Raw genomic sequence first — 12,420 nt, forward strand, 5'->3', positions numbered from 1 at the left:
AACGACGTCGCCCTGACCGTTCAAGGGGGCAAGGTGTCGTGCATGACCGATTCCAAGCACACCGGCGCCGCGCTGGCGTGTCTGGTGGCCCTGACCAATCCCCCGCCCCGCCCGGACACGGCCTACGGCGACTGGAAGGGCGGCTGGGTGGACTTCGACGGGACGAACCTCCAGGTGGGGTCGGCTCGCGCCGATCCGGGTCCGTTCCTGAACGGCAACGGCCCCGAACTGGCCAACGGGGATTCGTTGTCGTTCGGTGACTACCGCTGCCGCGCAGACGATTCGGGCCTCGTCTGCGTGAACTACGCCCATCAGTCGGCGGTGCGGTTCGCCGCCGCCGGCATCCAGCCGTTCGGGTGCCTCAAGCCGGTGCCACCGCCGGACGGGGTCGGAGCGGCGTTCGGCTGCTGAATTTGCTGCAACCGCGGTTTCGGCGTGGGACCATTTGCCGATGGACCCCGACGATCCCGAAAAGCGCATCGCCGACCTGGAGCGTCAGCTCGCGGAGCAGAAGCGCATCGCTGAGTTGGAACGTCAACTGGCCGAGGCCAAGGCGGCCGCCGGCCAGAACCGCGCCGAGGGGCAGCCACCCTCGTTCTTCTCCGTGCAAACGGGTGCGAGCCAGGGTGACGACGATCGCGCCCGCCAGTACGCGGAGTCGTTGTGGGAGGGTTTGCGCTCCGGTGGTCCGGCCGGCCCCGGCGGCCCTTCCGCGCCCGAGATGGCTCAGCATCGAGCGGCGTTCATGCAAGCCGCGGCCCAGGCGGGCCTGTCCGAGGAGCAGATCGACAACATCTTCAAGCACGGCAAAGCGACGTTCAAGGTGGGGCACTCGGTGGTGTACTCCGGGCAGGGCGCCGCGCCGGAGTACACCCCGCCGGCCTTCATGGGACCGCCGCCGGGCTTTGCGCAACAGGTCAGCTCGAGGCGCCAAGCCACGTTCGGCGGCCGGCGCGAACGTCGCGGCCTCGTTTGGGCCAACCGTTTCGGGGCGATCGCCGGGACCATCGGTCTCTGCGTCGGCGGCGCCGCGGCGCTGACCGCGTCGATGCCGTCGACCGCGTTGTGGACGAGCCCCATTGTGTGTGACAGCGGCTACCAGCTGACGTACAACACCTCGAATTACAGCTACAAGCCCGGCCAGTCGGGAACCGATGTGGACTTCGAGTGTGTCCAGGGCGCAGACTCGTACGACCCTAATTGGTTCGCGATCGATGCCCTGCAGACCGTGCTGTTCGGTCTGATCGCGGGCGTGGTGGTGGCCATCGGTTTTGTGGTCTGGCGCCAGTTCCGGAAGCCCGCGTGACTCTTAGCCCGAGCGGTCGCTGACGGCCGCGAACAGCTCCGTCATCTCGTCCGCAGGCCCGCCCGGGACGGTGTAGCCGGCCTCGTCGCGGATCTCGGCGAGGTGGTCGCGCACGTCCTCGACGGACAGCCCGGGGCGGTAGAAACCCCGTGTCCTGCCGATGAAGAAACGGGCGACGTGCCCGGCCCCGACCGTGTAGATCTCGCCGGAAACGGGGCACTCGCGGTGCACCAGAAAGGCCGCCACCGGCGCCACCAGCGCGGGGTCCAGTTTCTGAAGGTATTGGCTCACAAGGTCATTCAAGACCGCCTGCGCTGCTTGGTCGTCCTGCTGGCCGGCCGCGTGCTCGACTTCGCGCGCCAGCATCCGGGTGTAGGCGATCGGCGCGATGGCGTTGACCTTGATGTCGTGGGCCGCCCCCTCGGCCGCCAGCACCCGGGTGAATCCGATCAACCCGGTCTTCGCCGCGCCGTAGTTACTCATGCGTTCGGCGCCAAGCATTCCCGCGGCCGAGCAGGTGTTCAATATCCGGCCGTAGCGCCGTTCGCGCATGATGTTCCATGCGGGCCGCGTCACGTGGAACGCGCCCTTCAGGTGCACGTCGATGAGCGGTTCGAGTCGGTCGGCGGTCATGTCGGCGAACGGCGCGTCACCGACGATTCCGGCGTTGTTGATCACGATGTCCACCCGTCCCCAGGCGCGCAGCGCGGTGTCGATGATCGCCTGTCCGCCCTCGGGACTCGTCACGCTGTGGGCGTCGGCGACGGCGTCCCCGCCCCGCTCGCGGATCTCGTCGACGACGGTTTGTGCGGCCTCACCGTTGGAGCCATCCCCGGTCACCGACCCACCCGTGTCGTTGACGACGACGCGCGCGCCGCGTGACGCGAGCAGCAGCGCGTACTGCCTCCCCAGGCCGCCGCCGGCGCCCGTGATCACGACGACCCGCTCGTCGAACCGCAGCGCGTTGGTCACCAACTGACCGGAAGTTCTTTCATGCCGTAGATGTCTGCCTCCTTGAACTTCAGCTCGTCCGGTGGTACCGCCAACTTCAGGCCGGGCAGGCGGCGTGCCAGGGTGGCAAACGCGACCTGCATCTCGACGCGGGCGAGGTTCGCTCCGATGCACTGATGTGCGCCGTAGCCAAATCCGATGTGTCCGCGGGTGTTCCGATGGACGTCGAAAGTGTCGGGGTTGTCGACGAATTCGCTATCCCAGTTTCCGGCGGGCAAGTTCATGACGACCATATCGCCGGCGCGGATCGTCTGACCGCCGAGAGTCATGTCTTCGGTTACCACCCGGTCCACTTGGCTGTGCACGATGCTGAGATAGCGCATCAGCTCTTCGACGATGTTCGCGACCACGGCACGATCGTCGGTCTCGCCGAGCCGTGCGAAGACATCGGGATGCTCAAGCAGCGCAACAGTTCCCAACGAAATCATGTTGGCGCTGGTTTCGTGGCCGGCCAGCATCATGACCGCACCGGTCATCGCCGCGGTCTCGCGGGTCAGTTGGCCGGTCGCCACGTAGTTGGTAACCAGGCGGCCGATGAGGTCATCGCTCGGATCATCCGCCCTGCGATCCACGAGTTCCTGGATGTAGGCGTACATCGCCCCGAAGGATTCCGCCCGCTGCTCGTCGGTCGTCGTCCACTCCAGCCCAAGCGTGGAATGGTGCTGAAAGAACCCCAGGTCCTCGGATGGCACACCCAGCAGCAGCGCAATCACCAGTGACGGCACCGGCAGGCCGAAGTCACGCACCAGGTCGGCGGGCTGGCCCTTGCCGATCATCTCGTCGAGGTGTCGGTCAACCAATTCCTGAATCTGCGGTCGCATCCTCTCGCAACGCCGAAAGGTGAAATCACTGGTCAGCATGCGCCGCAACCGATGATGCTCGGGGTCGTCGACCCGGGGGAACATCACCGGGACGGTGTTGTCCTCGCTGGCGGGCTTCAAGGAGGCCGGAATCGTGTCCGCGGACAGGCGCGGGTCGAGCAATGCCGCCCGGATGTCCTGATAGCGACTCACCACCCAGGCCGGCTGGCCGTGGTAGATCGCACGACGCAACCCCGGCTCGTTGCGCCACTCGGTGAACTCGGGTGGCGGCGCGAGTGGGCAATGGGCAGCACGCCGAGCCGGGATGACGGGAAGGTCCGTCTCGGAAATCATTGACATATCCGCGGTTCCGCCCTAAGTGTCAGTTATCTGCCAGTTATACGGAGCGTAGAACCGGGGCAGTTGGCAGTCAACCGTCAGTTAGGCTGTGCAGATGACCGCGGTCGAGGACCGGCCGTTGCGGGCGGACGCCGCCCGCAACGCGGCGCGCATCCTGCGCGCAGCGCGGGCCGTCTACGGCGAACTCGGGCCTGACGCTCCGATGGAAGCCGTCGCCCGTCGTGCCGGGGTCGGCGAACGAACGCTCTACCGCAGGTTCCCGGCCAAGGCCGACCTGCTGCGGGCGGCCCTGGATCAAAGCGTCGCGGAGGATCTCACGCCGGCGATCGAAGACGCTCGGCGCGTGGACGACCCGTTGCAGGGCCTCAACCAATTGATCGAAGCGGCAATCGGACTCGGCGCCCGTGAACGTCACCTGCTGACCGCCGCGCACCGGGCGGGGTCGCTCACCCCCGACATTTCGGACTCGCTTAACCAGGCACTCTACGAGCTTGTGCGGCGCGGTCAAGAAGTCGCGCTGGTTCGCGCCGACCTAGTTGCCGAGGACCTTCCGCGCCTGATCGCGATGCTCTATGCGGTTCTGCCGACGATGGATTCGGACAGCGACGGGTGGCGACGCTACGTTGCCCTCATCCTCGAGGCGATCTCGATCGCCGAGCCGAAGCAGCTGCCCGCCGGTGCGGCCCTGCGCATCTCAGAGCCCAGCAGCTGGCGCCTCTAGCTGGCTCCGGGTGGCTGGATGTGCTCTTGTCACGCCAATTTGACTGATCCGCGAGCGCTGGAAGCCAGTTGGCTGGCATGCGTGAGAGCGGTTAGTGCATCGATGTCGCGGGTCAGCTGGTGGTAGAGGACGGCCGGTCCAAGCCATCTGCCCACGAGCCTGCGGAGTGCCACTGGGTTGAGTGGCCGCTCGGGAGGATCGAGCAGAATCGACTGGAGTGTGCGTACAGCGAGTTCGATGAGGTCGTCGATCGCGGCGTGGTCGAAGCCGTGGGCGGCCCAGTCGACGTCATATCGTCGGAACATTTCTCGTCCGAGACCAAATGCCGCACCGGCGGTGAACGAGGCCGACGTGCCGCCCGGTAACCGTGCGTCTAGGACGCGCGCCATCAGCGGGTCGTCGGCGAACTCCTCGGCCGCGAATGCTACACCCTCGACGACGGCAGCCCCCGGATTTGTCCAACCACGCAGGTGATCGGCTAAACGATCGAGAAAGCCGTTAGCCGAACGCATCTGGCTGCCGACCAGAAGCGCTTCAGCCCCAGGAAAGTAACGGTAGATGGTCTGCCGGCTTACTCCCAGAACGCGGGCCACGTCGCTGATGCGGATGGCCGATCCGCCTTCGGCAACCAAGGAGTCAACCGCGTCCAGAATCCTGTTGACGGCTTCCTCATCGGAAGCCGGCGTGTGGCCCGACCATCCATGGCTACGCAAGGGCAAGGCCTATCATCGTGCTCCAATTCGGTTTGACGCGACAACCTGCAGCTAACCGTATTGCGAACTGAGGCCGCGGTCAACGGTATCTTGTCGCTTCACACGTGTCATTTGTACGAAATCTCAAGAAGAAGTAGGCCACTGCCGCGCAGGAGTTCCTCCACCACGCCGCCCGAATCCGCAACAGTCTACGATGACGCGACATTCAGCTCCGATTTGTCTTGTCAGTTGGCGCTAGGTCTGCTGTGATACATCGAGGGATCGCGGCAGGTTCCACTGCACCAGGAGGACGGGCCATGACCGTAACTGAGGTCAACGACATTCGGTACGACCCCTACGATGTGGAACTTCTGGCCGATCCCTACCCAGTGTTCCGGCGGCTGCGCGAGGAGTCGCCGCTGTACTACAACGAGCAATACGATTTCTATGCGCTCAGTCGTTTCCAGGACGTGAGTCGTGCGCTTGTCGACACCGGCACGTTCAGTTCAGCCCGCGGAATGATCCTCGAAGTGATCAAGGCCAACATCGAGATACCGCCCGGCATCATCGTTTTCGAAGACCCACCGGTTCATGACATCCACCGTAAATTGCTCGCGCGGATGTTCACCCCCCGCAAGATCGCCGACCTCGAGGACAAGATTCGCGCATTTTGCACACAGTGTCTCGACCCTCTCGTCGGCACTGGACGTTTCGATTTCATCGCCGATCTCGGCGCTCAGATGCCGATGAGAGTCATCGGAATGCTGGTCGGCATTCCCGAAGACCACCAAGAACAAGTACGAGAACGCTCGAATGCCGCGTTGCTCACCGAGGCCGGCCAACCCATGACCCTGGCCTCGGAAGGCGTCCAGTACGACGAGGTGTTCGCCGCCTATCTCGACTGGCGCGCCGAACACCCCTCCGACGACATCACGACTGAACTCCTCAACGTCGAGTTCGACGACGAGGCAGGAGTCCGCCGAAAGCTGACCCGCGACGAAATCCTGCTCTACATAGGACTCGTCGCCTCGGCAGGCAACGAAACCACCACCCGTCTCCTCGGCTGGGCCGGAAAAGTTCTCGCCGACCATCCCGACCAGCGGCGCGAAATCGCGGTCAACCATCGGTTGATACCACAGACGATCGAGGAACTGCTGCGCTACGAATCCCCCGTACCGCACCTCGCCCGCTACGTCACCCGTGATACCGAGTGGTACGGCCACACGGTGCCCGAAGGCAGCGTCATGATGCCGCTGATCGCATCGGCGTGCCGCGACCATCGCCAATTCCCGCCTGACGGAGACCGATTCGACATCCATCGCCAGCCCCGTCAGCACCTGGCATTCAGCGTGGGAGCCCACTTCTGCCTCGGAGCGGCACTCGCCAGGCTGGAGGCACGAATCGCGCTCGAGGAAATCTTCAAGCGCTTCCCCGAGTGGGATATCGACACCCAGAACGCGCACTTGTCATCAGCGTCGGCTGTCCGAGGCTGGGAATCGATGCCCGCGTTCATCTAACTCAGACGCATCGGCAAAGATTCCAGGCCCCGTAGCGACACGATGGGTCCCACTCGCAGGCTGTTCTGGACGGTGATCTCCAGGTTGTCGAACCGCTCCAGGCCGTCCAACAGTTCGCTGCGCGGCCCGACGCGCCTTGCGGTGCGCCTCCAAACCTAGTGGGGTGCCAAAAGCTCACTTGTGCGGCGAGAGGCCGCACATCAGCGTGTCTATCAGCCCGTAGTAGCGTTCGGTCGTTTCCTCCGCCGATGTCGTAACGCTGAGCATGCGGTAGAGCGTGGCTCCGATTAGTGCGTCGGTGGCAGCTTCGACGTCGGCATCTCCCCGAATTTGGCCCATCGAGATTCCGACGCGTAACCGGCGTGACACTGCATCATGGAAACGGCTGGTGAGTTGGCGGTATAACGTGTCGCGGTCGCTCAGGTTTTCGGCGGCGGCGGCGGCGAGAGCGCGGACGAGTGCGACATTCTCGGCGGCCGAACCGATTTCGGCGTACGCGCGCATCCAGGTTCTCAAGTCCTCGACCGTGTCTCCGGTATCCGGAAGCGTGAAGTCGGTCTGGTCGTAGGCCCGCATGACCGCTTCGGCCACCAGGGGGCCTTTAGACGGCCACCGTCGATAGACCGTTTGGGTGGCCACCCCGGCAACCGCGGCGACTTTGTCCATCGATACGCCGCTGTAGCCCGCTTCGACGAGGAGCGACCGGGTGGCTTCAAGGATCGCCTCGTGCACAGCCGCGCTCCGCGGTCGTCCCCGCCGAGATTGGCTCACACACAGAACCTAGAGCAATTGCCCGACGTCGCGTCTAGGCAACGGCGCCACGATGTGTCACGATTAACGAGAAAATTTATCTCGTAATTGTTACTGGTCGTCGCCGACGGCGTGCGTCTGGTCGTGAAGGTGGATACATGCGCGAGCTGTGCGTCATCACCGGAGGCGCGGGTGGCATGGGACTGGCCGCGGCCAAGATCGTCGGGCAAGACCGGCTGGTGGTCGTCAGCGACGTCAATCCCGACCGCCTACAAGCCGCGTCAGCCGAATTACAGAGCCTCGACATCGAGTGCGTGGCAGTCAACTGCGACGTCACGGACCGCTTGTCGGTCGCCGAGTTGATCGCCACCGCAAGGTCGCTGGGCTCGGTGACCTCGGTGATCCACACGGCCGGCGTCAGTCCGAGCATGGGCGATGCCGAATACATCCTCCGGATCAACGCGCTCGGCACGGTCCACGTCAACGAGGCCTTTCTTCCCTTGGCGTCTGAGGGGTTCGCGATCGTTAACGTCGCGTCCATGGCCGCGCACGTGTTCCCTCGGTTGTTCATCCCCAAGCGACGGTTCAAGGACGCTCTGCGCAACGAGGACCGCTTCATGGCCAAGATGACCGCCGTCTGCAAAAGAGTGCCAGCCGGGATCCGCCCCGGTCTGGCGTACTCCATCAGCAAGAACTTCGTGACGTGGTACAGCGCCTCTCAGGCGGCCCGATTCGGCAGCCGCGGTGCCCGCATCGTCTCGGTTTCTCCGGGCAGCATCGACACCGAGATGGGCAGGTTGGAGGAGCGAGCCGGGTCCGGAGCAATGGTGAAAATGGCTGCCTTGAAGCGCTTTGGAAAGCCCGAGGAGGTCGCCGAGGTGCTGGCTTTCTGCGCTTCGACCAAGCCCGGCTACCTCACCGGTGTGGACATCGCTTGCGACGGTGGCGTCCTGGCGGCGTTCACGCTCAAGAACATGATTCCGCTAGCGGCCCGCAACACGTAGCCCCCGCACAGAAGGACGATAGTGCCATGGCGGACATTGACGCCCGCAGCGCACGCACACGCCGAGCGCTCGGCCTCCTGGCCGGCCTGATCGGAGTGGCGCACTTCCTCGTTCCGCGGATCTTCGATCCGTTCAATCGCCTCGGTTTCCCCAATCACGCTCGCGCTTTCACCTACGTCAACGGCGCGATCGAAACGGCGCTCGGAGTTCTCATGTTGCGCTCGCACTCGCGTCGACCAACGGCCGTCTTGTCCGCTTGCTACATCACCTACCTGACGATCAGCATCGTTCGCACGCAACTTCGCGCGCGACGCGGCGACGGTCGCCCAGAATAGGAACAACAGTGTCGGTCAGCCACACCGCCCACAAGGCGGCCGAAACCCTCAAACCAGTCGCCAGCCTCGTGCGGATGAATGTCGCCGCCGCCATCCGGACTCGTCGGCGCGGCTACGACGGCTGGACCGGTGCGATCAACACCGACTATGACCCGCAGGACGCTGCCACCGCCGCGGACCCGTACGACGCGTACCGCGCCCTGCACCGAAGCGGCCGCGTGCACTACAACCCCAGGCGCGCCACCTTCATCCTCAGCCGCCTCGACGACGTGCGGGCCGCGTTGCGCGACACGGACCAGGTCACCAGCGCCCAAGGGGTCACCCGCCTGAGGATCTCGGGCCCGCTGGCAGTGGTCACCGACGGCGAAGAACACGCCCGGCTACGCAGGCAAGTACAGCCGGGATTCAGCAAGGGCGCCATGAAGTCCTGGCAGGAGATGATTGAGAAGCTGGCCGCCGACCTCGTCACCGACGTGCTGAACGACCCGGGCTGCGATGTCGTACAGCGCTTGGCCATACCGATGCCGATAAGCCTGATCGCCCAGATCCTTGGAATACCCGACACCGACGTCGGCGACTTTCGTCGTTGGTCCGAACGCGCCGTGGGAGTCATGGAGCTGACGCCCACGCTGTCCGGTGTCGTCGACGCGGCCAGGACGATGTCGGCGATGGTGGCGTTACAGCGTTACTTCACAAGCCAATTCGCCGCGGGCGGACTCAAGGGGTCCAACACCGTGCTCGGGCGCCTTCTCGAGCACAACACCGACGGCAGCCTCACCGACCGTCAGCTTCTGCTCATCGCCATCCACCTGCTGATCGCCGGCAACGAGACCACGACCAACCTCCTGGGCGGAATGTTCGACACCCTGGCCCGCCGGCCCGACCAATACGACCTGATCCGCGCCAACCCCGGCCTCATCCCCCTCGCCGTGGAGGAACAGCTACGCGTCACGACTCCCATCCAGAACCTCTACCGCTACACCCGGGCCGACTACCGCATCGCCGACGTCACCATCCCCACCGGATCACGCGTGCTGCTGTCCTTCGGCGCGGCCAACCGTGACCCCACCGCGTTCGAGGACCCCGATGAGTACCGCGCGGACCGCGATCCGCGAACGCACGTCGCCTTCGGCTACGGCGCCCACATGTGCCTGGGCGCACCGCTGGCCCGCATGGAAGCCCAAGCCGTACTGCGGCAACTCGTCACCCGCGTCGCCCGAATCACTCCAGCGGGTCCGACGCAGTGGTCGCGCCACAGCTCGCTACGCGGACCGACCCGCTTGCCGATCCGCCTTACCCCCGCCTGACGTAGACATTGCCGGTACGCCAAAAAGACCCAGCCCCCTAAGGGGTCACTTCGAGCACTTGTATTTCGCCGGTCGTGCCGTCGACCTCGACAAGCGCGCCCGGGGGCAAAGTCTTGGTGGCACCCGCAACGTCCACCACACACGGGAATCCGAATTCACGGGCCACCACCGCCGCGTGCGACATCGGGCCACCCAACTCGGTCACCACGGCCGCGGCGTAAAGGAAGGCGGCGGTGTAACCGACGTCGGTAACCTCGGCGACGAGGATCTCGCCGGGCTGCAGGTCGTCGATGGTCTCGGGCCGCACGATCCGAACGCGGCCGCGCACCCGGCCGCCGCAGACACCGACCCCGTGCAGGGTGTCCCCGCTGGTGAGGGCCGCCGAGGTCGTCTCGGTCGGCTGCCAGCTGCCGCTGAACACCGTCGGCGGAACGACAGCGGCCAACCTGCGCTGTTCGGCTCGGCGCCGGGCCACCAGGTCCCCGACGCCGGCCGGGAGCGCATCGAGCTCGTCGACCAGCAGATAGAACACATCGTCGGCGGTCTGGAAGATTCCGGCCTCGACCAACCGGCGCCCGTACTCGCGCATCAGGTTGCGTAGCACCCAGTTGGCCCGCACCACTTTGTCGCGACGGACTTCGCGATCGCGAAGTTGGTGTCCGGCCAGGCGCGCAATCGGCCTGGCCCGCAGCGGAATCCGGGTACGTTCCGGCTGCGGCGCCGGAGGCGCGCTCATCGCCCGGGTTACCATGCGCACGAGCAACTCGGGGTCGTCGGCGTAGCTGGTCGACCGCATCTCGAGTTCGGCCGGGCCGCGATGCCCGATCAGTGCCAGCTCGGCCAGCACCGCGGCGTGAAACTCGGGCGCCTCGACCGCCAGCTTGCCCAGCCGCTCCCCCGGTTCGGCAAGCAGCGCAGTCACTTTCGGGTCGCGCTGTGCGGCAAGCACCAACCGCTGCATCGCTTCGACCGAGCGGGCGCTCACCAGTTCCGGTCCCGCGGGTGCGGCCGTGTCTCGCCCACACAAACCGCGCAACAACACGTTGAACGCGGCGCACAGCATGAACGAGGCCGAGGCCAGCACCCAGCCGTGCACCACCTCGTCCCGCGCCAACGCGATCAGGCTCAGCAGCCGGCGATCGTCGAGCCGTGTGACGTCGTCGCCGGCGAGGCGTTCCAGGCGATCGACATCGGCGACGAATTCGTGTGTGTCATCGGCCGATCCGGCGGACAGGCCGATCAGGTTGACGCCGAATACGCCGATGTTGCGGACGGTCCGCAGTTGCCTTCGCAGCCGGCCGGTTTCGGAGCGCGGGCGCTCGGCTCCGAAGATGGGCAGCGACGCCATACTTGGGCCGAAGAATCCGCTGTTGCTGACGATCGTCGCGGGTTTGGCGAAGGGCACCGTTTCCGCCATGAAATGCGCAGACGTGATGGCGCCGTAGAGCCGGTGGGCGAACACCGCGACCGTGCGCATCGCGATTTCGCGCTGGATGATTCCGCCGGGCCGCAGCCGCTCGGCGATGGCCACGCCGCCGGCGCGCAGCCCGCGCACGGTCACCGAGGCCGATGCCGGAGAGAACGGGCCGGGCAATGCCTCCGACAAATTGGTGGCCAGGAAGGTGGGGAAGCGCGGATCGATAGGGGTGTCGAACTCCCCGTTATCCCCTGCCGGGCCAGCCCAATTGGGTTTCACGCCGTCCTCGCTCGGGGCGTCCACGGTGGGCAAGTCCTGGACGTTTGTCATCCGCCAGGGCAGCGAGACCACCCGCTTGCCCACTGTGACCCGGCCGCGCACCGCGACGGCGAAATCCTCGACACACTCGGCGGAGTTCCACGCCGGCCGGAACTCCCACTGTTGGCGCAACCGCGCGGTATCCATGAACGGGGCACTCTGCACGAGCTGAAGCTCGGCGGGTCGGATGCCCGGCCACACGATCGGGCGTCCGAGTGCCGCGGCCACCCGCCGGAAGGTCAGTTCACCCGGTGCGGCGAGATTGACCGGACCACTGCCGACTTCGGTGTCCACGATCGCCCGATTGAACACCCGGAGCGCGTCGTCGAGGTGGACGACTTGGATGGGACGATCGGCCGCTGCGCCGGGAAACGCCGGCAACGCCAATATCCGGCGAACCCAGTTGTCGACGCTCCGGCCGAGGATCAGCGCGGAGCGGATGACGACCCATTCCAGGCCCGAATCCTCGAGCAGCTGTTCGACGCGGGCCTTGTGCCGGCCGTCGGCACTGACGGGGGTTCTCGGGTCGTGCTCGGTCTTGGGCGCCTCTCCGCCGCCGTAGACGTGCGCTGACGACGGGAAAACGATGCGCCGGATTCCGGTTTCGGCGATCGCCTCGACAACGTTGAGCGTTCCGCCGATGTTGACCTGCTCGCTGCCGGTCGCCCACGCACAATGCGCGACCACGTCCGCACCGGCGATAGCGCGCTTGACCGCTTCCGCGTCGCGGATGTCAGCCTCGACGAATTCCGCCGCGCTCGACCAGCTTTCGGGGCGGCGGCGGGCGACGCCGACGACATGGTGGCCCTGGCTGAGCAATCGGGCGGCGACGCCGCGGCCGAGCACTCCACTGGCCCCGGTGACCGCAACTCTCACGGAGCG

Annotated in this window: 11 protein-coding genes and 1 pseudogene; 7 read left to right on the forward strand and 5 right to left on the reverse strand. The window is 65.8% G+C overall.

Annotation, left to right across the window (positions count from 1 at the left end; all coding sequences use genetic code 11):
* Positions 1-411: pseudogene (locus A5706_RS14925) on the forward strand (hypothetical protein); the annotation flags it as partial.
* Between the two features lie 40 nt (positions 412-451).
* Positions 452-1,306, forward strand: coding sequence for a hypothetical protein (locus tag A5706_RS14930; protein ID WP_068131924.1), 855 nt, complete (start codon positions 452-454; stop codon positions 1,304-1,306).
* A gap of 3 nt (positions 1,307-1,309) precedes the next feature.
* Here A5706_RS14930 and A5706_RS14935 read toward each other — a convergent pair whose 3' ends face one another.
* Together A5706_RS14935 and A5706_RS14940 are read right to left on the reverse strand one after the other, a co-directional pair.
* Positions 1,310-2,278: an SDR family NAD(P)-dependent oxidoreductase gene (locus tag A5706_RS14935; protein WP_082964392.1), complete on the reverse strand. Its 969-nt coding sequence runs from the start codon at positions 2,276-2,278 to the stop codon at positions 1,310-1,312.
* Positions 2,275-3,477, reverse strand: a complete 1,203-nt coding sequence (locus tag A5706_RS14940; RefSeq protein WP_068131929.1) for a cytochrome P450 — start codon at positions 3,475-3,477, stop codon at positions 2,275-2,277. The genes A5706_RS14935 and A5706_RS14940 overlap by 4 nt, the downstream gene beginning before the upstream one ends.
* Positions 3,478-3,571: 94 nt before the next feature.
* Between A5706_RS14940 and A5706_RS14945 the strand changes: the two genes are divergently transcribed.
* Positions 3,572-4,198: a TetR/AcrR family transcriptional regulator gene (locus tag A5706_RS14945; RefSeq protein ID WP_068131930.1), complete on the forward strand. Its 627-nt coding sequence runs from the start codon at positions 3,572-3,574 to the stop codon at positions 4,196-4,198.
* Positions 4,199-4,227: 29 nt separating this feature from the next.
* Here the strand turns inward: A5706_RS14945 and A5706_RS14950 are convergent, their stop codons facing one another.
* Positions 4,228-4,911, reverse strand: coding sequence for a TetR/AcrR family transcriptional regulator (locus tag A5706_RS14950; RefSeq protein WP_068131932.1), 684 nt, complete (start codon positions 4,909-4,911; stop codon positions 4,228-4,230).
* A 296-nt stretch (positions 4,912-5,207) separates the two neighbouring features.
* Here A5706_RS14950 and A5706_RS14955 point away from each other — a divergent pair, with 296 nt between their 5' ends.
* On the forward strand, positions 5,208-6,407 hold the full coding sequence (locus tag A5706_RS14955; RefSeq protein WP_068131933.1) for a cytochrome P450: 1,200 nt from the start codon (positions 5,208-5,210) through the stop codon (positions 6,405-6,407).
* A 174-nt stretch (positions 6,408-6,581) separates the two neighbouring features.
* Here A5706_RS14955 and A5706_RS14960 read toward each other — a convergent pair whose 3' ends face one another.
* On the reverse strand, positions 6,582-7,139 hold the full coding sequence (locus A5706_RS14960) for a TetR/AcrR family transcriptional regulator (protein ID WP_231985306.1): 558 nt from the start codon (positions 7,137-7,139) through the stop codon (positions 6,582-6,584).
* A gap of 176 nt (positions 7,140-7,315) precedes the next feature.
* Between A5706_RS14960 and A5706_RS14965 the strand changes: the two genes are divergently transcribed.
* The 3 genes from A5706_RS14965 to A5706_RS14975 all read left to right on the forward strand — a co-directional run bounded on the left by A5706_RS14965 (position 7,316) and on the right by A5706_RS14975 (position 9,803).
* Positions 7,316-8,161, forward strand: coding sequence for an SDR family oxidoreductase (locus A5706_RS14965; RefSeq protein WP_068131940.1), 846 nt, complete (start codon positions 7,316-7,318; stop codon positions 8,159-8,161).
* Positions 8,162-8,187: 26 nt separating this feature from the next.
* Complete coding sequence (locus A5706_RS14970) at positions 8,188-8,496, forward strand: DoxX-like family protein (RefSeq protein WP_068131943.1); 309 nt, start codon at positions 8,188-8,190, stop codon at positions 8,494-8,496.
* A gap of 74 nt (positions 8,497-8,570) precedes the next feature.
* Positions 8,571-9,803, forward strand: a complete 1,233-nt coding sequence (locus tag A5706_RS14975; RefSeq protein ID WP_082964395.1) for a cytochrome P450 — start codon at positions 8,571-8,573, stop codon at positions 9,801-9,803.
* A 37-nt stretch (positions 9,804-9,840) separates the two neighbouring features.
* Here the strand turns inward: A5706_RS14975 and A5706_RS14980 are convergent, their stop codons facing one another.
* Positions 9,841-12,414, reverse strand: coding sequence for a sugar epimerase family protein (locus A5706_RS14980; RefSeq protein ID WP_068131946.1), 2,574 nt, complete (start codon positions 12,412-12,414; stop codon positions 9,841-9,843).
* Positions 12,415-12,420: the final 6 nt, after the last annotated feature.

This window comes from Mycobacterium sp. E796 (assembly GCF_001672815.1).
Lineage (GTDB): Bacteria > Actinomycetota > Actinomycetes > Mycobacteriales > Mycobacteriaceae > Mycobacterium.